At 63.2% G+C, this 21,928-nt stretch carries 19 protein-coding genes; 13 read left to right on the forward strand and 6 right to left on the reverse strand.

The features are described 5' to 3' along the window. Nucleotides 1-56: 56 nt before the first annotated feature. From AC3RCP_RS04120 to AC3RCP_RS04130, 3 genes are all read left to right on the forward strand, one after another. On the forward strand, nt 57-2,543 hold the full coding sequence (locus tag AC3RCP_RS04120; protein ID WP_274305367.1) for a circularly permuted type 2 ATP-grasp protein: 2,487 nt from the start codon (nt 57-59) through the stop codon (nt 2,541-2,543). Further along, nucleotides 2,543-3,448, forward strand: a complete 906-nt coding sequence (locus AC3RCP_RS04125; protein WP_492571419.1) for a transglutaminase family protein — start codon at nt 2,543-2,545, stop codon at nt 3,446-3,448. Before AC3RCP_RS04120 ends, AC3RCP_RS04125 begins: the two co-directional genes overlap by 1 nt. Nucleotides 3,449-3,563: 115 nt before the next feature. Further along, nucleotides 3,564-3,983, forward strand: a complete 420-nt coding sequence (locus AC3RCP_RS04130) for an NUDIX hydrolase (RefSeq protein WP_085533638.1) — start codon at nt 3,564-3,566, stop codon at nt 3,981-3,983. 24 nt (nt 3,984-4,007) lie between these two features. Here the strand turns inward: AC3RCP_RS04130 and AC3RCP_RS04135 are convergent, their stop codons facing one another. Continuing rightward, a complete protein-coding gene (locus AC3RCP_RS04135) occupies nt 4,008-4,193 on the reverse strand; it encodes a hypothetical protein (RefSeq protein WP_492571420.1) in 186 nt (61 codons plus the stop codon). Nucleotides 4,194-4,262: 69 nt separating this feature from the next. Continuing rightward, nucleotides 4,263-4,850: a cytokinin riboside 5'-monophosphate phosphoribohydrolase gene (locus AC3RCP_RS04140; protein ID WP_492571421.1), complete on the reverse strand. Its 588-nt coding sequence runs from the start codon at nt 4,848-4,850 to the stop codon at nt 4,263-4,265. 349 nt (nt 4,851-5,199) lie between these two features. Here AC3RCP_RS04140 and azu point away from each other — a divergent pair, with 349 nt between their 5' ends. Beyond that, nucleotides 5,200-5,646, forward strand: a complete 447-nt coding sequence (azu, locus tag AC3RCP_RS04145; RefSeq protein ID WP_007921507.1) for an azurin — start codon at nt 5,200-5,202, stop codon at nt 5,644-5,646. A gap of 218 nt (nt 5,647-5,864) precedes the next feature. On the opposite strand, the gene nadE is transcribed toward azu, so the two are convergent. From nadE to AC3RCP_RS04160, 3 genes are all read right to left on the reverse strand, one after another. Beyond that, nucleotides 5,865-6,692, reverse strand: a complete 828-nt coding sequence (gene nadE / locus AC3RCP_RS04150) for an NAD(+) synthase (protein WP_007925206.1) — start codon at nt 6,690-6,692, stop codon at nt 5,865-5,867. Nucleotides 6,693-6,695: 3 nt separating this feature from the next. Beyond that, on the reverse strand, nt 6,696-7,922 hold the full coding sequence (gene pncB, locus AC3RCP_RS04155; RefSeq protein ID WP_007925207.1) for a nicotinate phosphoribosyltransferase: 1,227 nt from the start codon (nt 7,920-7,922) through the stop codon (nt 6,696-6,698). 217 nt (nt 7,923-8,139) lie between these two features. Further along, nucleotides 8,140-9,045: a LysR family transcriptional regulator gene (locus AC3RCP_RS04160; RefSeq protein WP_101336687.1), complete on the reverse strand. Its 906-nt coding sequence runs from the start codon at nt 9,043-9,045 to the stop codon at nt 8,140-8,142. A gap of 163 nt (nt 9,046-9,208) precedes the next feature. Between AC3RCP_RS04160 and amaB the strand changes: the two genes are divergently transcribed. The 9 genes from amaB to AC3RCP_RS04205 all read left to right on the forward strand — a co-directional run bounded on the left by amaB (nt 9,209) and on the right by AC3RCP_RS04205 (nt 20,595). Further along, a complete protein-coding gene (amaB, locus tag AC3RCP_RS04165) occupies nt 9,209-10,699 on the forward strand; it encodes an L-piperidine-6-carboxylate dehydrogenase (protein ID WP_007925211.1) in 1,491 nt (496 codons plus the stop codon). A gap of 208 nt (nt 10,700-10,907) precedes the next feature. Then, nucleotides 10,908-12,191 (forward strand): L-pipecolate oxidase, encoded by a 1,284-nt coding sequence (gene amaA, locus AC3RCP_RS04170; RefSeq protein ID WP_087089922.1) that lies wholly within the window; start codon nt 10,908-10,910, stop codon nt 12,189-12,191. 362 nt (nt 12,192-12,553) lie between these two features. Then, nucleotides 12,554-13,690, forward strand: a complete 1,137-nt coding sequence (locus tag AC3RCP_RS04175) for a branched-chain amino acid ABC transporter substrate-binding protein (protein ID WP_007925216.1) — start codon at nt 12,554-12,556, stop codon at nt 13,688-13,690. Nucleotides 13,691-13,869: 179 nt separating this feature from the next. Further along, nucleotides 13,870-14,784: an ABC transporter permease subunit gene (locus AC3RCP_RS04180; RefSeq protein ID WP_007925218.1), complete on the forward strand. Its 915-nt coding sequence runs from the start codon at nt 13,870-13,872 to the stop codon at nt 14,782-14,784. A gap of 2 nt (nt 14,785-14,786) precedes the next feature. Continuing rightward, entirely contained in the window at nt 14,787-16,082 is a 1,296-nt protein-coding gene (gene livM / locus AC3RCP_RS04185) for a high-affinity branched-chain amino acid ABC transporter permease LivM (protein ID WP_007925219.1), read from the forward strand. After that, nucleotides 16,079-16,954 (forward strand): ATP-binding cassette domain-containing protein, encoded by an 876-nt coding sequence (locus AC3RCP_RS04190; protein WP_007925220.1) that lies wholly within the window; start codon nt 16,079-16,081, stop codon nt 16,952-16,954. Before livM ends, AC3RCP_RS04190 begins: the two co-directional genes overlap by 4 nt. Further along, nucleotides 16,951-17,670 carry an ABC transporter ATP-binding protein gene (locus AC3RCP_RS04195; RefSeq protein ID WP_007925221.1) on the forward strand — a complete coding sequence of 240 codons (720 nt, stop codon included), beginning with the start codon at nt 16,951-16,953 and terminating at the stop codon, nt 17,668-17,670. The genes AC3RCP_RS04190 and AC3RCP_RS04195 overlap by 4 nt, the downstream gene beginning before the upstream one ends. Nucleotides 17,671-18,677: 1,007 nt before the next feature. Next, nucleotides 18,678-19,445, forward strand: a complete 768-nt coding sequence (locus AC3RCP_RS04200) for an SDR family oxidoreductase (RefSeq protein WP_007925222.1) — start codon at nt 18,678-18,680, stop codon at nt 19,443-19,445. Between the two features lie 244 nt (nt 19,446-19,689). Further along, on the forward strand, nt 19,690-20,595 hold the full coding sequence (locus AC3RCP_RS04205) for a cation diffusion facilitator family transporter (RefSeq protein ID WP_492571422.1): 906 nt from the start codon (nt 19,690-19,692) through the stop codon (nt 20,593-20,595). A 99-nt stretch (nt 20,596-20,694) separates the two neighbouring features. Here the strand turns inward: AC3RCP_RS04205 and AC3RCP_RS04210 are convergent, their stop codons facing one another. Further along, complete coding sequence (locus tag AC3RCP_RS04210) at nt 20,695-21,828, reverse strand: AGE family epimerase/isomerase (protein WP_101336691.1); 1,134 nt, start codon at nt 21,826-21,828, stop codon at nt 20,695-20,697. Between the last annotated feature and the right edge of the window lie 100 nt (nt 21,829-21,928).

Consider the following 21,928-nt stretch of genomic DNA (forward strand, 5'->3'; position numbering starts at 1 on the left):
CCGGGCGTCATGTGTCTGCGTTAATCTGACTTACCTTGCCGTCTGCCGAGCTTTCCATGCCTGACCTGCTTGACCACTACCCGCTGACGGCGGGTACCTACCACGAACTGCTCGACGCCAGCGGCGCGGTGCGCCCGCACTGGCGCCGGCTGTTCGACCAGTTGCAGCGCAGCACGCCGGCGCAGCTGATGCAGCGCCAGGCGCTGCTGACCCGGCAGATCCAGGAAAACGGCGTCACCTACAACGTCTATGCCGACCCCAAGGGCGCCGACCGGCCGTGGGAACTGGACCTGTTGCCCCATGTGATCGCCGCCGATGAATGGCAGCAGCTGTCCGCCGGGATCGCGCAGCGGGCGCGTTTGCTCAATGCGGTACTGGCCGACCTGTACGGGCCCCAGCGGCTGATCAGCGAGGGCCTGCTGCCGGCCGAACTGGTATTCGGCCATAACAACTTTCTCTGGCCGTGCCAGGGCATCCAGCCGCCGGATGGCGCCTTCCTGCACCTGTACGCGGTCGACCTGGCGCGCACCCCGGACGGGCGCTGGTGGGTCACCGCCGACCGTACCCAGGCGCCGTCCGGTGCCGGCTACGCCCTGGAAAACCGCATGATCGTGTCCCGGGCCTTTCCGGACCTGTACCGCGATCTGCAGGTGCAGCACCTGGCCGGGTTCTTCCGCACCCTGCAGGAAACCCTGGCCCGCCAGGCGCCCCGGGACGACGAAGCGCCACTGATCGTGCTGCTGACCCCGGGACGTTTCAACGAGAGCTATTTCGAACACCTGTACCTGGCGCGCCAGCTCGGTTATCCGTTGGTAGAGGGCGGCGACCTGACTGTGCGCGACGCCACGGTCTACCTCAAGACCCTGAGCGGCCTGCGGCGGGTGCACGCGATCATGCGCCGGCTCGACGACGACTTCTGCGACCCGCTGGAACTGCGTACCGACTCGGCCCTCGGCGTGCCGGGGCTGCTGGAGGCGGTGCGGCGGGGGCGGGTGCTGGTGGCCAATGCCCTGGGCAGCGGCGTGCTGGAGTCGCCAGGCCTGCTGGGTTTCCTGCCGAAGATCAGCGAGCACCTGTTCGGCGAAGAACTGATTCTGCCGTCCGTCGCCACCTGGTGGTGCGGCGAGGCGCCGGTGCTGGCCCAGGCCCTGGAGAAACTCCCGGAACTGCTGATCAAGCCGGCGTTCCCGTCCCAGAGCTTTGCCCCGTTGTTCGGTCGCGACCTTTGCGAGAAAGAACGCCAGGCCCTGGCCGAACGCATGCGGGCGCGACCTTATGCCTATGTCGCCCAGGAGCTGGCGCAACTGTCCCAGGCGCCGGTCTGGCAGGCCGAGGACGGCCAGCTGCAACCGCGGGCCATCGGCATGCGGGTGTATGCCGTGGCCAGCCGCGACGGTTACCGGGTACTGCCGGGCGGCTTGACCCGGGTGGCCGCCGAGGCCGATGCCGAGGTGGTATCGATGCAGCGCGGCGGCGCCAGCAAGGACACCTGGGTGCTGGGCGAACGTGCGCCCAGCGGCGAACAGTGGAAAGGCCAGCGGACCATCGGCGTGCATGAACTGGTGCGGCGCGATCCGTACCTGCCGTCGCGGGTGGTGGAAAACCTGTTCTGGTTCGGCCGTTACTGCGAGCGTTGCGATGGCAGTGCGCGGCTGTTGCGGATCATGCTGGCACGCTATGTCGACGGCGATGACCCGCAGGCCTTGCAGGCGGCGGTCGAGCTGGGTGAAAGCCTGATGCTGTTGCCGGACGAAGGCGAACTGCCCGAGCGTTTGTTGGCGGCCCTGCAGGGGGACGACTGGTCCTTCAGCCTGCGCTCCAACCTGCAGCGTCTGCAGTGGGCGGCGTCCCAGGTGCGCGGCAAGCTTTCGCGGGAAAACTGGCAGGCGCTGGTGGAATTGCAGCGCGAAGCCTTGGCGCTGGAAGCCCGCGAGCCGGACTTCGGCGAGCTGCTGGACTTCCTCAACCGCCTGGTGATGTCCCTGGCGGCGCTGTCGGGCTTCGCCCTGGACGACATGACCCGCGATGAAGGCTGGCGCTTTTTGATGATTGGCCGGCGCATCGAGCGCCTGCAGTTTCTCAGCAGCAGCCTGGCGGCCTTCCTGCGCAGCGCCACCGCGTTCGACCAGGCCGGGCTGGAGTGGCTGCTGGAACTGGGCAACAGCAGCATCACCTACCGTTCCCGCTACCTGGCGGTGGCGCAGTTGATCCCGGTGCTCGACCTGTTGCTGCTCGACGAACAGAACCCCCATGCGGTGCTGTTCCAGCTGAAGCTGGTGACCCGGACCCTCAATCGCTTGAACGACGAGTTCGGCGTACCGCGCGAGGCCGGTTTGCCCAAGCTGGTGGGGCGTCTGGGGCGCTTCGACCTGGGCTGCCTGGAAAACCCGCTGTTCGGCGAGGCCAGCGTGCGGGCGGCGCTCGAAGGTCTGGCCGACCTGTTGCAGGAAATCGCCGATGCCAGCGGGCAGGTCTCCGACCGCCTGGCGCTGCGGCATTTCGCCCATGTCGACGATGTCAGCCAACGAACGGTATCCGTCTGATGAGCGCTCATTACCAGATCTTCCACGATACCCATTACCACTACGACAGTCCGGTTTCCCTGGCCCAGCAGCTGGCGCACCTGTGGCCGCGCGCCTGCGCCTGGCAGCATTGCAGCCAGCAGGAACTGCTGATCAGCCCCGACCCCACCAGCCGTCGCGACGAGCTGGACGTGTTCGGCAACCCGCTGACCCGGCTGGCGTTCGAGCGGCCCCATGACGAACTGCTGGTCAATGCGCAGCTGACGGTGGAGGTGCTGGCCAGGCCCGCGCTGGACTTCACCCGTTCATTGCCCTGGGACGCCACCCGCAGTGCGCTGACCTACAGCAGCCGGCCGTTGTCCGCGGCCTTGATGGAGGCGTGTCGTTACCGCTTCGAGTCGCCTTATGTGCACTTGAAGAAAAGCTTCGTCGAGTTCTCCGAAAGCTGTTTCCCCGCCGGGCGTCCGTTGTTGCTGGGGGTGCAAGCGTTGATGGAAAAGATCTTCAGCGAGTTCACCTTCGATGCCGAAGCCACCCAGGTGGCGACGCCGCTGGTGGAAGTGCTGGAGCGGCGGCGCGGGGTCTGCCAGGACTTCGCCCACCTGATGCTGGCGTGTTTGCGTTCCCGTGGCTTGGCGGCGCGTTATGTCAGCGGCTACCTGCTGACCCAGCCGCCACCGGGGCAGCTACGCCTGATCGGCGCGGATGCTTCCCATGCCTGGGTCTCGGTGTTCTGCCCGGTGCTCGGCTGGGTGGATTTCGACCCGACCAACAACGTGCAGCCGGCGCTGGAGCACATCACCCTGGCCTGGGGCCGGGATTTTTCCGATGTCTCGCCGTTGCGTGGGGTGATTCTCGGCGGCGGCAGCCACGACCCGGAAGTGCGGGTAACGGTGATGCCGCTGAATGAACGGATCTCTCTGTAGCCGCTGCCGCAGGCTGCGATAAGGTTCGCAGAACCTTCCAGCGGTCTAAAAAACACGGCCGCTACGCGCCCGAGCGCAGCCTTCGGCAGCGGCTACAGGCTTACAGGAGTTACTTATGTTCCCGGTATCGATCAAGGGCGTGCTGCAATCCCCCGAGGGGTTGGTGGTGCTGATGCTCAACGAGCGTGACGAGTGGGAGCTGCCCGGCGGGCGGATCGAGCTGGGGGAGACAGCGCCCCAATGCCTGGCGCGGGAGATCGAGGAGGAGCTGGACGTGCGGGTGGCGGTGGGCGAGCCGCTGGATTCGTACCTGTTCGAAGTCATCCCCGGCAAGCAGGTCTTTATCTCGACCTATCGCTGCCGGCTCCTGGGTGGTTTTGTGCCGACCATCAGCCACGAGCACAAGGAAATCGGCCTTTTCGCGCCGGACCAGCTACCGGCCAACTTGCCACAGGGTTATCGCGATTCGATTGTCAAAGCGTTGGGTATCCGAGGGTCGGCAACGGATGGCCGACCCCAGATCCCGAGGGCCTGATAGAGGTATCGGGCCTGGCGGGTCTCAGGCCTTGGGGGCCTGATCGTCTACTGCATCGGCGTTGTCGACGGCCACGTCGTCTTCTGTATCCGGGCTTGGTGCGCCGGCTTCTTCAGCGGCCGCTTTCTTGCGTTGCAGCTTTTCCTCTTTCTTCTGCTCCTTTGCCAGGTCTCGCTGACGTTTGGCGAAGGAGTAATTGGGTTTAGCCATGGGCGATCCTCTGGGGTCGAAGGTGAGGTTTGAGCGGCGCGTATTCTGCCTTGTATCGGGGCTCGGCGGTTAATCGGGTTTCTGCTCGACCCATTTTGGGACTACCGTGGGTTGCCAGGCCTCCAGCGCCTCCAGCAGTTTGCGCGGCGATTCGCTCACTTGCAGCATGTCACGGTGCGGGGCGCGAACGAAGCCTTCGCCGACGATATGATCGAGAAAACCCGTGAGCTTCTCGTAGAAACCATTCACTTCCAGCAGCCCCAGGGGCTTGGCGTGATAGCCCAACTGCCCCCAGGTCCAGACTTCGAACAATTCTTCCAGGGTACCCAGGCCGCCCGGCAGCGCGATAAAGGCGTCGCTCAACTCGGCCATGCGTGCCTTGCGGGCGTGCATGCCGTCGACCACCTCCAGGCGCGTCAGGCCCGGATGGCCGATTTCCTTGTCCTTGAGGCTCTGGGGAATGATGCCGATGACTTCGCCGCCAGCCGCCAGGGCCGCGTCGGCGACTATGCCCATCAGGCCGACGGCGCCACCGCCATAGACCAGGGTCAGCTTGCGCTCGGCCAGCTGGCGCCCGAGGGCTTCGGCGGCCTCGCGGTAGGCCGGGTTGGTGCCGGTGCTGGCACCGCAGAATACGCATACAGACGCTAAAGACATGCCTTACTCCATGGTCGGTGAGGGCCACAGAGTAATGGCTGGCCGGCCGCGCTCCAAGGGTCAATCCTCGCCGCGGGGGCTTTCATAGGTGCCGCTGGCGCCACAGGCATAGGCGGCGAGCAGGCTGCGGAACAGACTGTTGAGGTGCATGGCAGACACTCCGATAGTGATGTGCGCCGAGCATAGGCCCGCGGCTGGCGGCTGGCTGTTTGATTCTCTCGATCAGGCCGATAGCGCAAAGTTGTATACAATTTCTTGATGTAAATCATAGGAACTTGTGAAAAATTCAGGCAGTCTTCACCTTCATGGATTCAGATGGATTTTGTTAACCCTGCCTTGGAGATTCACCATGTTTGCCAAACTCGTTGCGGTATCCCTGCTGACACTGGCCAGCAGCCAGCTGATGGCCGCCGAATGTAAGGTCGATGTCGACTCCACCGACCAGATGTCCTTCAACACGAAGGAAATCACCATCGACAAGAGCTGCAAGACCTTCACCGTGAACCTGACCCACTCCGGCAGCCTGCCGAAGAACGTCATGGGCCATAACTGGGTATTGAGCAAAAGCGCGGACATGGCCGGTATCGCTACCGACGGCATGGCCGCCGGCATCGACAAGAACTACCTGAAAGAAGGCGACAGCCGCGTCATCGCCCACACCAAGATCATCGGCTCCGGCGAAAAAGATTCGGTGACCTTCGACGTGTCGAAGCTGACCGCTGGCGAAAGCTACGAGTTCTTCTGCTCGTTCCCGGGCCACAACTCGATGATGAAAGGCGCTGTGGTGCTGAAGTGATCGGTTGATTCGGTGTGATGAAAAAGCGCCCTGCGGGGCGCTTTTTTTGTGCCTGGAACTGCGTATACAGACTTGTAGCCGCTGCCGAGCCTGCGTACGAGGACGCAGTCCTCGCAAAACCTGCCCACGCGGTCCATCGAACATAACGTGGCGCCTGGTTTGGCGACCGCTCTGCGGCCGTGCGCAGCCTCGCAGGCTCGGCAGCGGCTACGGGCTGTTTATGGCGCGAATGGCATCACGCGTTTGTGATGGGTCTTGTTGTAGGTGTTGCAGATGATCTTGAACGCCTCCTCGCGCACCGGCTGGCCGTGGAGGAAGGCGTCGATCTCGGCGTAGGTCACACCGTGGGACGCTTCGTCCGGCTTGCCGGGAGACAGGTCTTCCAGGTCGGCGGTAGGGATCTTCTCCACCAGCGACTCCGGCGCGCCGAAATGCCGGGCAATGGCCCGCACCTGGTTTTTCACCAGCCCGCTCAGCGGGGCCAGGTCGCAGGCGCCGTCACCGAACTTGGTGAAGAAACCCATCACCGCTTCGGCGGCGTGGTCGGTGCCGATCACCAGGCCGTGGGCGGCGCCGGCGATGGTGTACTGCGCGACCATGCGCATGCGTGCCTTGGTGTTGCCAAGGACGAAGTCCCGGGTTACCGCCTGATGGCCTTCGAAGGCCGCCACTTCATTGGCCAGGGACTTGACCGCCGGCCCGATGTTCACGGTGTGGCGCTCGTCGGGTTCGATGAAGTCCACCGAGGCCTGGGCATCGTGTTCGTCGAACTGCACGTCGTACGGCAGGCGCACGGCGATGAAACGATAGCCCTGGTCGCCACTGCTGGCGCGCAGTTCGCGCATCGCCCGCTGGGCCAGCAGGCCCGCGGTCAGGGAGTCGACGCCACCGCTGATGCCCAGCACCAGGGCCTTGAGCCCGGAATTGAGCAGGCATTGCTGGATGAACGCGACCCGCCGGGCGACTTCTGCCTCGAGATCGGCCTGGTCCTTGAAAGGGGGTTGGACCTTGAGCTGTTCAGCAATCTCACGCTGTACGGCTTGCATGATTCACTCCTTGCTTGATGTGCCAGAAAGGGCGGCAGGTACTTGGAAAACGTGGCGCAAATAAGCGACGAAGTTGGGATCCTTGCAATGGGTCTTGCCCGCTTCGTCGGAGATCTTGGCGACGGGCTGGCCATTGCAGGCGGCCATTTTAAGCACGATGCTCATCGGCTCGACACCGGGAATATCGCACGTCAGGTTGGTGCCGATACCGAAGCTGACATTGATCCGACCGCGCAACGCACGAAAAATCTCCAGGGACTTGGGCAGCGTCAGGCTGTCGGAGAACACCAGGGTCTTGCTCATCGGCTCGATGCCCAGTTTCAGGTAATGGGCGATGGCTTTTTCCGCCCAGGCGATCGGGTCGCCCGAGTCGTGGCGCAAACCGTCGAACAGCTTGGCGAAGTACAGATCGAAATCGTTGAGGAAGGCGTCGGTGGTGATGCAGTCGGTCAGGGCGATCCCCAGCAGGCCGCGGTACTCGCGGACCCAGCAGTCGAGGGCGGCGATCTGGCTGTCGATCAGCCGCGGCCCCAGTTGCTGGTGGGCCATGATCCATTCGTGGGCCATGGTGCCCAGGGGTTTCATGTCCAGCTCGCGGGACAGGTGCACGTTGCTGGTGCCGACGAAACGCCCGGGGAAGTCGTGCTTGAGCACGTTCACCACTTCTTCCTGGACCCGGTACGAGAAGCGCCGGCGGGTGCCGAAGTCGGCCACCTGCAGGTGCGACAGTTCATCGGCGCTGGCGTTGGCGCTCAGCCAGTCGAACTTGCGATACAGCTGTTCGCGCGCCTGTTCCAGGACGACTTCGCGGTAGCGATAGCGGTTACGCACCTCGCTGACGATCGCCAGCATCGGCACTTCGAACAGGATCACATGCAGCCAGGGCCCGCGCAGGCGGATGAACAGCTCGCCGTTCTCGATACCGGTATGCACATACCGCAGGTTGAAGCGGAACAGCCCGAGAAAACGCAGGAAGTCCGGTTTCAGGAAGCTGATGCGCTCGAGAAAACTCAACTGGTCGGCGCTCAGGCTCAGGTCGGCCAGGCGCTCGAACTGATAACGGATCTCCGCCAGATAGGGGCGCAGGTCCTCGCTGTTGCGGCAGCGGAATTCCCATTCGACTTCCACATTGGGGTAGTTGTGCAGCACCGCCTGCATCATGGTCAGTTTGTAGAAGTCGGTGTCGAGCAGGTTCTGCACGATGCGATCGGCAAACACACTCTCGCTCATAACGGGAATCTCCATACTGGCCGCGATCAAGGGCGCGGCTTTCCAGCTTGTTCAATGAAGGCAGTAGTGGCGCATATCCGCCGTGGGTTTTGCCAGTGTTTTTTGCTTGGGGACGATGTCGAGGCTGATGGCCCCATCGCGGGCAAGCCTCGCTCCTACAAGAGCGGTGCCGTACCAGTAGCGCGATGGCGTCCATCCGTCTGGCTCCCATCCCGGATCAGGCCGGCGCCGGGCTGTCGATCTGTTCCAGCATCCAGCGTACGAAGTCCCGTACCTTGGGCACTTCGGCCGCATGCTCGGGGTAGGCCAGGTAATAGGCATCGTGGCTGGGCATGGCGTAGTCCCACGCCAGCACCAGCTTGCCCTCGGCCAGCTCTTCTTCCACCAGGAACCGCGGTAGCAGGGCCACGCCGCAGCCGACCTGGGCGGCCCGGATGCACATGTAGAAGGTTTCGAAGCGCGGGCCGTGATAGCTGTGCTCGGTGTGGTAACCCTGGCTGTCGAACCAGTCATGCCAGGCCTGCGGCCGCGAGGCCAGTTGCAGCAGCACCAGCTCGGCCAGCTGCGTCGGGTCGGTGAACGGCTTCTGCGGCAGGCTGCCCGGGGCGCAGACCGCCACCAGCTCTTCGCCGAACAGCTTCAGGCACTCGGTGCCGGGGCGCGAACCCTGGCCGAAGTAGAACGCCATGTCGCTGCGGCCCTGCAGCAGGTCGTCGGCTTCCTGCTCGTTGCACAGGTCCAGATGGATCTGCGGGTGGCGCAGGCGCCATCCCTTGAGGCGCGGCACCAGCCAGCGCGCACCGAAGGTCGATGGGGTGGACACCCGCAGGACTTCGGTTTCGCCGCCGTAGGAGCGCAGGTAGTGGGTCGACATCTCGATCTGCGAGAGGATCTTGCGCACTTCCACCAGGTACAGGTCGCCGGCCGGAGTCAATTGCAGGCGCCGACGTACCCGGCGAAACAACAGGTGTTGCAGGAGTTCTTCCAGCTGCGCGACCTGCTTGCTGACCGCGCTCTGGGTCAGGTTCAGCTCCTCGGCGGCGCGAGTGAAGCTCAGGTGCCGGGTGACGGCCTCGAAACACTGCAGGGCGGTGATCGAGGGCAGGTAGCGTTTGTTCAGCATCGAGGGTTCCTTGTTCTTGTCCCGGCTGCGCAGCATGAATAAACGGAATGATATCTCGCCTAATCGTCGTTTGTTGGCAAGTCTCGGGCCGGCTACAACTACAGTCCTGAATGGCTGTGTCAACGGCTACGACTTTTTGCTTTCCATTTGTAAGGAGTGACCCATGGTTGCCGCATTGCTTGATCGTCTTGGTGTGAACCCGGCCCTGTATCAATCGGGCAAGCAGCCCGTGCATTCTCCGATCGACGGCAGCCGCATCGCCTCGGTGAACTGGCAGGGCGCGGCCGAGGTGGAGCAGCAGGTCAGTCGCGCGGAGCATGCGTTCGAGTTGTGGCGCAAGGTGCCGGCGCCGCGTCGCGGCGAGCTGGTGCGCCAGTTCGGCGAAGTGCTGCGCGAATACAAGGCCGACCTCGGTGAGCTGGTGTCCTGGGAAGCCGGCAAGATCACTCAGGAAGGCCTGGGCGAAGTGCAGGAAATGATCGACATCTGCGACTTCGCGGTCGGCCTGTCGCGCCAGCTGTACGGCCTGACGATCGCCTCCGAGCGCCCGGGCCACCACATGCGCGAAACCTGGCACCCGCTGGGCATCGTCGGGGTGATCAGCGCGTTCAACTTCCCGGTCGCGGTCTGGGCCTGGAACACCACCCTGGCGCTGGTCTGCGGCAACCCGGTGATCTGGAAACCCTCGGAAAAGACCCCGTTGACCGCCCTGGCCTGCCAGGCGCTGTTCGAACGCGTGCTGAAGAACTTCAGCGATGCCCCCGAGTACCTGAGCCAGGTGATCATCGGCGGGCGCGACGCCGGCGAAGCGCTGGTGGACGACCCGCGCGTGGCCCTGATCAGCGCCACCGGCAGCACCCGCATGGGCCGCGAAGTGGCGCCGAAAGTCGCCGCGCGTTTCGCCCGCAGCATCCTCGAGCTGGGCGGCAACAACGCGATGATCCTGGGGCCGAGCGCTGATCTGGACATGGCCGTGCGCGCCATCCTGTTCAGCGCCGTCGGTACCGCTGGCCAGCGCTGCACGACGTTGCGCCGGCTGATTGCCCATGAATCGGTGAAGGACGAAATCGTCACCCGCCTCAAGGCCGCCTATTCCAAGGTGCGCATCGGCCATCCGCTGCAAGGCAACCTGGTCGGCCCGCTGATCGACAAGCACAGCTTCGACAACATGCAGGATGCGCTGGAGCAGGCCCTGAGCGAGGGTGGCCGGGTGTTCGGCGGCAAGCGCCAGCTGGAAGACCAGTTCCCCAACGCCTATTACGTGTCGCCGGCGATCGTCGAGATGCCGGAGCAGAGCGACGTGGTGTGCAGCGAAACCTTCGCGCCGATCCTCTACGTGGTGGGCTACAGCGATTTCGCCGAAGCGCTGCGCCTGAACAACGCCGTGCCGCAAGGCCTGTCGTCCTGCATCTTCACCACCGATGTGCGTGAGGCCGAGCAGTTCATGTCGGCGGTGGGCAGCGACTGCGGCATCGCCAACGTCAACATCGGCCCGAGCGGCGCGGAAATCGGCGGCGCCTTCGGTGGCGAGAAAGAAACCGGCGGCGGCCGCGAGTCCGGCTCCGATGCCTGGCGCGCCTATATGCGCCGGCAGACCAACACCGTGAACTACTCGCTGGAGTTGCCATTGGCGCAGGGTATTACCTTCGATTGATCGACCCCGATCGCGCCCGCCTGCCGGGCGCTGTAGCCGCTGCCGAAGGCTGCGATAAGCTCCGAAGGAGCTTGGTTCCCGATCTCCTGTCGAGCCTGCGGCGGCCTTCAGTTCGCCGCGACCGTAGCGGTCGATCGCAGCCTGCGGCAGCGACTACAGGGGAGGTGCTGGTTCATGGTCTGTGGTTCGTTGATTTCGGAGTCTGGCAATGCCGTTACGCGAAGAATGCCTGTGGGAAAAACTGACGCCGCAAAGGCCTGACAATGCCTCGCTCAAGGGCGAGGTCAGGGTGGATGTCTGCGTGATCGGCGCGGGTTTTACCGGCCTGTCGGCCGCCGTGCACCTGCTGGAGCAGGGCAAGAGGGTTTGTGTCCTGGAAGCCCACCGCACCGGTCACGGCGGTTCGGGACGCAACGTGGGGCTGGTGAATGCCGGGATGTGGATCCCGCCGGACGAGATCGAGGCCGGTTTCGGCGAGGCGGTCGGCAGCCAGCTCAACCGCATGCTGGGGGCGGCGCCGGCCCTGGTGTTCAGCCTGATCGACAAATACCGCATCGATTGCCAGCTGCGCCGCGAAGGCACCCTGCACATGGCGCACAACGCCCGGGGCGAGGCCGACCTGCGCAGCCGGGAAGCCCAGTGGAAACGTCGGGGCGCGCCGGTCGAGCTGTTGACTGGCGCGGCTTGTGAAACCGCCACCGGCACCAGGAAGATCGCCGCCGCCTTGCTCGATCGCCGGGCCGGCACGGTCAATCCGATGGCCTATGTCAGTGGCCTGGCCAAGGCCGCGGTCGACCTGGGTGGCCAACTGTTCGACCATTCGCCGGTGACCCGTCTCGAACGCCAGGGCCAGCGCTGGTCGGTGCAAACCGCCCAGGGCTCGGTGCTGGCCGAGCAGGTGGTGATTGCCTCCAATGCCTACACCGAGGGCGACTGGACCGAATTGCGGCGCAATTTTTTCCCCGGTTACTACTATCAGGTCGCCTCCAGGCCGCTGACCGAGGAAGCCGCGCAGCGGATCCTGCCGGGTGGCCAGGGTTCCTGGGATACCCGCCAGGTGCTCAGCAGCATTCGCCGGGACGCCGACGGCCGCCTGTTGCTGGGCAGCCTGGGCAATGGCAACCAGAAGCCGGCCTGGTTCCTCAAGGCCTGGGCCGACCGGGTACAACAGCACTATTTCCCTTACCTGAAAACGGTGGAGTGGGAGTGCACCTGGACCGGTTGCATCGCCTTTACCCCCGATCACCTGATGCGTCTGTTCGAGCCGGCGCCCGGTCTGGTGGCGGTCACCGGCTACAACGGCCGGGGCGTGACCACCGGTACCGTGGTCGGCAAGGCGTTCGCCGATTACCTGTGTAACGGAAATCCTCAGGCCTTGCCGATTCCCTTCGCCCCCATGCAGCCCCTGGCCGGCGTGGGCTTGCGCAGTTGCCTGTACGAGGCCGGGTTCTCCCTGTATCACGCGGGCCAGTGCCTGCGGATCGTTATCTGACAAAGGAAATATGTTGCCGGGTGCGGCGCTTTTCGGCGCAGCGACTAGCCTGTAGTGGTGCGGGGCGTAGCAGTCCTGCACCAGTAGTGTGCAGTTCGGTTACGCAGGCTGTTACAGGCTGGTTGCACGTTGATTTGCGTCGCGGTTGCAATGATGGCGCAGTCGGGTTGCGCCTGATGTTTTGTAAGGTTTCACCTTCCGCGGTTTAGACGGTTGCACGCCCAATAAAAAAGGGCTCGAAACAGTCGAAATAACAATAAAAGAGCGACTTTTTTCAGAATAAAAAACCAATGGCACGGCCCTTGCTCTGAGCATTCGGTGAAGTCGCAGTGCCAACTAAAAAAACCTTGGAGCACCACCTCATGTCCCAGACGTTTTACAAGAAAGGCTTTCTGGCCCTCGCAGTGGCAGCTGCGTTGGGTGTTTCTGCGTTTGCTCAGGCCGACCTCAAGATCGGCGTAGCGGGTCCCATGACAGGCGCCAACGCGGCATTTGGCGAGCAGTACATGAAGGGTGCACAGGCAGCGGCTGACGAGATCAACGCCAAGGGCGGCGTCAACGGCGAGAAGATCGTCCTGGTCAAAGGCGACGACGCCTGTGAACCGAAACAGGCCGTGGCCGTGGCCAACCGCCTGGTGGACCAGGACAAGGTGGCCGGTGTGGTCGGTCACTTCTGCTCGTCGTCGACCATTCCGGCTTCTGAGGTTTACAGCGATGCGGGCGTGATCGCCATCACCCCGGGCTCCACCAACCCACAGGTCACCGAGCGCGGCCTCTCCGCCATGTTCCGCATGTGCGGGCGTGACGACCAGCAGGGCATCGTCGCCGGCGACTACATCGTTGACGTGCTCAAGGGCAAGAAAGTCGTGGTCCTGCACGACAAGGACACCTACGGGCAGGGCCTGGCGGATGCCACCAAGGCCCAGTTGAGCAAGCGCGGCGTGACGCCTGTGCTGTACGAAGGCCTGACCCGCGGCGAGAAAGACTTCAGCGCCGTGGTCACCAAGATCCGCGCCGCCGGTGCCGATGTCGTCTACTTCGGCGGCCTGCACCCGGAAGCCGGTCCGCTGGTACGCCAGATGCGCGAGCAGGGCCTCAAAGACGTCAAGTTCATGTCCGACGACGGTATCGTCACCGACGAACTGGTGACCACCGCTGGCGGTCCGCAATACGTCGATGGCGTGTACATGACCTTCGGCGCCGACCCGCGCCTGCTGCCGGACAGCAAGACCGTGGTCGACGCTTTCCGCAAGGCCGGCACCGAGCCTGAAGGCTACACCCTGTACGCCTACGCGTCGGTCCAGGCACTGGCTGCCGGCTTCGGCGGGGCCAAGTCCAACAAGGGCGAGGACGCCGCCAAGTGGCTCAAGGCCAACCCGGTGAAAACCGTGATGGGCGAGAAGACCTGGGATGCCAAGGGCGACCTGAAAGTCTCCGACTACGTGGTTTACCAGTGGGACAAGGACGGCAAATACCACCAGCTGGAAAAACAGAAGTGACATGAGCGTCTGGGCAGGCCGGTCCTTCCTCCAGGGGAGGGCGCAGGCCTGCTGCATGCGTGTCCGTGCAGTACCTGTCTTTTCTCGTAGAGCTGCACAACTGTTGTGTTGCGCGGGTGGTTGAACCCCAGGCCGTCGTATCCGCTGTGTGCAGTCTCTCAAATGCGTGAGATTGCGTTATGGATGGTATTTTCCTGCAGCAACTGATCAATGGACTGACCCTCGGGTCCGTCTATGGTCTGATCGCCATCGGCTACACAATGGTCTATGGCATCATCGGCATGATCAACTTCGCCCACGGCGAGGTTTACATGATTTCCGCTTACCTCGCGGCAATCAGTCTGGCTCTGCTGGCCTACTTCGGCATCGAATCCTTCCCGCTACTCATTCTCGGTACCCTGGTCTTCACCGTCGTCGTGACGGGGATCTATGGCTGGGTCATCGAGCGCGTCGCCTACAAACCCCTGCGTAACTCCACCCGCCTGGCGCCGCTGATCAGCGCCATCGGTATCTCGCTGATCCTGCAGAACTACGCGCAGATCAGCCAGGGCGCCAAGCAACAAGGTGTACCGACGCTGCTGGCCGGCGCCTGGAAGGTCGACATCGGCACCGGTTTCGTCCAGCTCACCTACACCAAGATCTTCATCCTGGTGGCGGCATTCGCCGGCATGGCCGTGCTCACCTACATCATCAAGTACACCAAGCTCGGCCGCATGTGCCGCGCCACCCAGCAAGACCGCAAGATGGCCTCGATCCTCGGGATCAACACCGACCGGGTGATTTCCTACGTGTTCATCATCGGCGCCGCCATGGCGGCGCTGGCGGGCGTACTGATCACCATGAACTACGGCACGTTCGACTTCTATGCCGGCTTCATCATCGGCATCAAGGCGTTCACCGCGGCGGTACTCGGCGGCATCGGCTCGCTGCCGGGCGCGATGCTCGGCGGGATCATCCTCGGGATCTCCGAGTCGCTGTTCTCCGGTCTGATCAACTCCGACTACAAAGACGTGTTCAGTTTCTCGCTGCTGGTGCTGATTCTGATCTTCCGTCCCCAAGGCCTGCTGGGTCGCCCACTCGTGGCGAAGGTATAAGTATGTCTGCTGCCAATAAACCGATTGATATCAAAAAGAGCCTCATCGACGCCGTACTGGCCGGGCTGATCTCGCTGATCGTGTTCGGTCCTATCGTGGGCGTGGTACTCGAGGGCTACAGCTTCAACCTGCAACCGGCCCGCGTCGGCTGGCTGGTGGCGATCGTGATGATCGGCCGTTTCGCCTTGAGCCTGTTCCTGCAGACGCCCAAGGGGCTGAAGATCCTCCAGGGTTTCGAGAGCACCGGCTCCGGCGTGCATGTGCGGGCGCCGGACTACAAGTCGCGGCTGCGCTGGATCATCCCGGCGCTGATCGTGATCGCTATCGTCTTCCCGTTCTTTGCCAACAAGTACCTGCTGACCGTGGTCATCCTCGGCCTGATCTACGTGCTGCTCGGCCTGGGGCTGAACATCGTGGTCGGCCTGGCCGGGCTGCTCGACCTGGGGTACGTGGCGTTCTACGCCATCGGTGCCTACGGCCTGGCGCTGGGTTACCAGTACCTGGGCCTGGGCTTCTGGACCGTGCTGCCCCTGGCGGCCCTCGCCGCGGCGCTGGCGGGGTGCATACTCGGCTTCCCGGTGTTGCGCATGCACGGTGACTACCTGGCCATCGTGACCCTGGGCTTCGGCGAGATCATCCGCCTGATCCTCAACAACTGGCTGTCCTTCACTGGCGGCCCGAACGGCATGCCGGTTCCGTCGCCGAGCATTTTCGGCCTGGAATTCACTCGGCGGGCGAAGGATGGCGGGGTGCCGTTCCATGAGTTCTTCGGCCTGGAATACAACCCCAACCTGAAGTTCCTGTTCATCTACATCGTGCTGTTCATCGTGGTGCTGCTGGTGCTCTACATCAAGCACCGCCTGACCCGCATGCCGGTCGGCCGGGCCTGGGAAGCCTTGCGCGAAGACGAGATCGCCTGCCGCGCCATGGGCCTGAACCACGTGTTGGTGAAGCTCTCGGCCTTCACCATCGGCGCTTCCACCGCCGGCCTGGCCGGGGTGTTCTTCGCCAGCTACCAGGGCTTCGTGAACCCCTCGTCCTTCACCTTCTTCGAGTCGGCGCTGATCCTGGCCATCGTGGTCCTGGGCGGCATGGGGTCGACCGTGGGCGTGGTGATCGCGGCGTTCGTCCTCACCGTGGCGCCGGAACTGCTGCGCAGCTTCTCCGAGTACCGGGTGCTGCTGTTCGGCATTCTCATGGTGTTAATGATGATCTGGCGGCCGCGAGGCCTGATTCGTATCAGCCGTACCGGGGTGACCCCGCGTAAAGGTGCCTTGGTCGAGAGGAGCGTGCCATGAGCGATGAAGTCATTCTCAAGGTAGAGAACCTGATGATGCACTTCGGTGGCATCAAGGCCCTGAGCGACGTCAGCCTGGAGGTCAAGCGCAACTCCATCTTCGCCCTGATCGGCCCCAACGGCGCCGGCAAGACCACGGTGTTCAACTGCCTGACCGGTTTCTACAAGGCCACGGGCGGGCACATCGCCCTCAATACCCGAGGCAAGCCGACCAACGTCATCAAGCTGCTGGGCGAGCCGTTTCGCGCGACCGACTTCGTGTCGCCCAAGCGCTTTGCCAGCCGACTGTTCTACAAGATGTTCGGCGGTACCCACCTGGTGAACCGGGCGGGCCTGGCGCGGACCTTCCAGAACATTCGCCTGTTCAGGGAAATGTCGGTGCTGGAGAACCTGCTGGTGGCCCAGCACATGTGGGTCAACCGCAACCTGCTGTCCGGCATCCTCAATACCAAGGGTTACCAGAAGGCTGAAAGCGACGCCCTGGACCACGCCTTCTACTGGCTGGAGGTGGTGGACCTGGTGGACTGCGCCAACCGCCTGGCCGGCGAGTTGTCCTACGGCCAGCAACGCCGCCTGGAAATCGCCCGCGCCATGTGCACCCGGCCGCAGATCATCTGCCTCGACGAACCGGCCGCCGGCCTCAACCCCCAGGAAACCGAAGCGCTCAGCGCGATGATCCGGCTGCTGCGCGATGAGCACGACCTGACCGTGGTGCTGATCGAACATGACATGGGCATGGTGATGAGTATTTCCGACCATATCGTGGTGCTCGACCACGGCAACGTGATCGCCGAGGGCGGGCCCGAAGCGATCCGCAACGACCCGAAAGTGATTGCCGCCTACCTGGGTGCGGACGAAGAGGAACTGGTATGACGACTGCGCCTATCCTCGAACTCAAGGACCTGGACGTGTACTACGGGCCGATCCAGGCCCTGAAGAAAGTCTCGCTGCACATCAACGAAGGTGAAACCGTGAGCCTGATCGGCTCCAACGGTGCCGGCAAGTCCACGCTGCTGATGTCGATTTTCGGCCAGCCGCGGGCCGAGTCCGGGCAGATCATCTACCGCGGTGTGGACATCACCCACAAATCCTCGCACTACATCGCCTCCAACGGCATCGCCCAGTCGCCGGAAGGGCGCCGGGTGTTTCCGGACATGACGGTGGAAGAGAACCTGCTGATGGGCACCATCCCCATCGGCGACAAGTACGCCAGCGAAGACATGCAGCGCATGTTCGAACTGTTCCCGCGGCTCAAGGAGCGTCGGACCCAGCGGGCCATGACCATGTCCGGCGGCGAGCAGCAGATGCTCGCCATCGCCCGCGCGCTGATGAGCCGTCCCAAGCTGCTGTTGCTGGACGAACCGAGCCTGGGGCTGGCGCCGATCGTGGTGAAGCAGATCTTCGCCACCCTGCGCGAGCTGGCCTCCACCGGCATGACCATCTTCCTGGTCGAGCAGAACGCCAACCACGCGTTGAAGCTGTCGGACCGCGCCTATGTGATGGTCAACGGCGAGATCCGCCTGAGCGGCACCGGCCAGGAACTGCTGGTCAACGAGGAGGTGCGTAACGCGTATCTGGGCGGGCACTGAGCCTGTGTACTGTGGATAAGACCTGCCCCGCCGGCTCACGCCGCCGGGGCATTTTTTATCCCCTTGATCTTGTGGGAGCGAGCTTGCTCGCGATGCTCGTCAACGATGACGCTGGCTGTCTGGATATACGCGTCGTTCTCCGGTTCTTCGCGAGCAAGCTCGCTCCTACAGAGGCTGGATGACCTTGTCCACAGCAGAAAACGCAAATTGTGGAAAACATTCTGCGCAAGCTGGCAAAGCGCGGCATAAAGACGCTGCAAATAGTTGTTTTGCCAAGGTTTTGACTTGTCCCCGTTTGCTGTGGAACTGGCTGTGGGTAACGTGGGAGTAGCTGGCTGGACGCCTTGAATGGCGTGGCCTGCAGGCTGGCGATCGTTTTTTGATCAGGCGTTTTTGCCGGACCTTGAGCGGCCGTTGTCAACCTTTTTATTGTCGCAGGCAAAGGGCGGAACCCCCCTGGACAAGCCTGTGGATAAGTCTGTGATTAAACTCTGGAAAGACTCGCCGAGGCAGCGTCGTTACTGGCTTGAAGGCATCCCTTGCCTGACCGTTCGGTCGCCTGTATCGGTCGGGGCTGCATGGACGCCATGCCCAGGTCAAGCAAAAAACTTTCTAAAACCGCCTGCAGCCCCTGTGGATAGCGGCTTGCGGACTTTTGCACTTGCCCCCAAAGACTGTGGAGCGTCCTGTGGATAAGGTGCGTGCATGTGGCTGCGGGCCACGACCTGCCTGGCTTGGCGGTTGTTGGTCGTTTTTTGTACAGTTGCGTCTCTGTAGCCGCTGCCGAAGGCTGCGATAAGGCCCGGAGGGCCTTTCAACGATCTTGAAGAGCACGCCCTCTTCGAACGCAATGCCGCCCAGACCGATCGCAGCCTTCGGCAGCGGCTACAGGGGAGGCTGATAGCCGGGCTCGCACAACCTCCGGTTGCCGCTGCGATTCAGGCCGGGCATGCTGCGAAACGATTTTTCATTTCCACGGCGGTTCGACGCCCAGCAAGGAGAACACCATGACTTCCACCCTGTTTATTACCGGCGCGACCTCCGGTTTTGGCGAAGCCTGTGCCCGTCGTTTTGCCGAGGCCGGCTGGTCGCTGGTGCTGACCGGGCGCCGCGAAGAGCGTCTCGACGCCCTGTGCGCCGAGCTGTCGAAGCAGACCGAAGTGCACGGCCTGGTGCTCGATGTGCGGGACCGCAAGGCCATGGAAGAAGCGATCGCCAACCTGCCGCCGTCCTTTGCCAAGCTGCGCGGGCTGATCAACAACGCCGGCCTGGCCCTGGGGGTCGATCCGGCGCCCAAGTGCGACCTGGACGACTGGGACACCATGGTCGACACCAACATCAAGGGCCTGATGTACAGCACCCGCCTGCTGCTGCCACGGCTGATCGCCCATGGCCGCGGCGCCGGCATCGTCAACCTCGGCTCCATCGCCGGTAACTACCCGTATCCGGGCAGCCACGTGTATGGCGCGAGCAAGGCGTTCGTCAAACAGTTCTCCCTGAACCTGCGTTGCGACCTGCAAGGCACCGGTGTGCGGGTGACCAACATCGAGCCGGGCCTGTGCGAAAGCGAGTTCTCCCTGGTGCGCTTCAAAGGCGACCAGGAGCGCTACGACGCCACCTACGCCGGTGCCGAGCCGATCCAGCCGCAGGACATCGCCGACACCATCTTCTGGGTGCTCAACACCCCGGCCCACGTCAATATCAACAGCCTGGAACTGATGCCGGTGAGCCAGACCTGGGCCGGCTTCGCCATCGAGCGCAATGCCAAGGGCTGAATGCTCCCCCTGTAGCCGCTGCCGAAGGCTGCGATCGACCTCGAAGAGGGCGTGCTCTTCAAGATCGCCGAAGGCCCTCCGGGCCTTATCGCAGCCTGCGGCAGCGGCTACACTCCGCGTGCCGATGCGTTTGGCAACACAGCCGTTCAGGCCTGAATCAGCCCGCACAAGGTAGACTCCCGCTCCGCAACCCACCGCAGCCTTGCATCAAGGCCGCGAAGTCAAAGGTTCTCGAGGAGGAAATGTGAGTAACCGAGGTGAGCAGGTACTGCTCAAACAATCGACCGTCCTGATGTTCGCCGTGGCGATCGCCGCTATCGTCACGGGTTTTTTTTCCGGTTCCCAATCGATTCTGTTCGATGGTTTTTTTTCGCTGATCGCGACCGTCATCAAGGTCTTGATGCTGATCACCGCCAAGCTGATCGCCAAGGAAAGCAACCAGCGCTTTCAGTTCGGCTTCTGGCACCTGGAACCGATGGTGCTGCTGATCGAAGGCAGCTTTTTGTTGCTGATTGCGATCTACGCCTTTCTCAGCGGTATGTTCGGCATCATCAACGGTGGCCGCGAGATCGAACTGGGCCTGGTGATCCCTTTTGCGATGGTGCTTAGCGTCGTCTGCTTCGCCTATTTCTTCTACGTCCGTTATCGCAATCGCACGTTGAAATCCTCGTTGATCCAGTTCGACAACGTCAGCTGGCTGGTGGACGCGATGCTCTCGATCGGCTTGCTGGTGAGCTTTCTCATCGCGTTGCTGCTCAAGACCCAGGGTTATGGCCAGTGGGCCGCTTATGTCGACCCGTCGATCCTGATCCTGCTGGCCCTGAGCATGCTCGCGCCGGCCCTCAATATCCTCAAGCCAGCGTTACGCGATGTACTGGGAATTGTCCCGGACCAACTGGATGACAAGGTTCGCCAAGTGATGGACGAGGCGACAGTCGAGCACGGCTTTGCCGACTACGTCTCGTATGTGCAGAAGCACGGACGGGCGCGGTTCATCGAGATTCACATCGTGCTGCCGCAGGACTATCCATTGCAGGGCGTGGCGACGCTGGACAAGCTGCGCGAGGAGATATCCACACAGCTCGGCAAGGCGGATGCGGCGCGCTGGCTGACCATCAGCTTTACCGGCGATCGCAAGTGGATTGCCTGAGGCCTTCCTGAGCGCAGGCGCGCAATTGCGAGCTTCGCTCCTACACAGGCATACCCTTTTCTGTAGGAGCGAAGCTCGCTCGCGATAGCGATGTAAAGATCAGCCGAAGTATTCAGCCAGGCCGAGATAACAGGTCGCCAGGTGATAAGGCGTGGTTGACGGCATGTCCCGGCGGCTGAGTACGCCATGGGCATCCAGGCATTCGTTCCAGCCCTTGGCATGCAGGAAGTGTCGTTGCAGCGCCAGCAACTGGTGCTGCAGGCGTTCGGCGCTGTCCTGGCGCAAGGTCAGGGCGCGCAGGTATTCGGCCTGGGCCCAGATGCGTTGGGTGGGGTCGAGCACGTCGCCCTCGACACTCAGCATCCCGCTCACCGCACCGCTGGAGTTATCCACTCCAACCTGCTCGGCATAGGCGAAGGCCCGCTCCAGCGAGGCGTGCAGCGGGCAGCCGCGCAGCAAGGCCGAGGATTGCAGCAGGAAGAACCATTCGAACTGGTGCCCCGGCTCGAACCAGTTATCCACAGCCCCCAGCGGTTTCTCCATCATCAGGCCATGCCGTGGCTCGATGAAGCGCTGCTGCATGGCCGTGCACAGGGCCAGCAGCGCGCTTTGCACGGCGGCGTCGTCACGCACGGCCAGGGTGGCGAGGAAGGCTTCGGCCAGGTGCATCAGCGGGTTCTGCAAGGGGCCGCAAGCCAGGGACGACCAGTCTTCGGCGAGGACCGCTTCGTACAGGCCATCGCCGCTGGCAAAACGTTCGGCCACCACTTTCAGCGCGGCATTGAGCACCGATTCCACCAGCGGCTCGCGGACCCTGGCCCAGTAATGGGCGCAGGCAAAGACGATGAAGGCGTGGGTGTAGAGGTCCTTGCGCCTGTCCAGCGGCGCGCCCTGGGCATCGATGCTGTAGAACCAGCCACCGTGCTCGGCATCGTGGAAGTGCCGTTGCAGGGAACGGAACAGCGCTGCGGCGCGCGCTTCGGCAAGCGGCGTACGACCATCGCCGATCAGGCTGGAAAACAGGTACAGCTGCCGGGCGCAGGCCATGGCCCGATAACGCTGAGGCGGCAGCGGGGCATGTTCGGCGTCCAGCGCCTCGAAGGGCAACGCCAGTTCCGGATTCCAGCCCGGCCCCTGCCAGAGCGGCACGATCACGCTGTGGAAATGCTGTTGCACGGCCGTAAACAGGGCGGTCGATTCAGACGGGGAAGTGGGGCTGGAAACATCGGGCATTGGCTGGCGTCGTCACGGCAGGGTGGAATGCGCGACATGGTAGCAGAGAAGGCCCCGGGGATCGTGGTGTGCGGGGTAGGAGCGAAGCTTGCTCGCGATC

It is taken from the genome of Pseudomonas sp. GW822-FHT05A08 (genome assembly GCF_058800485.1).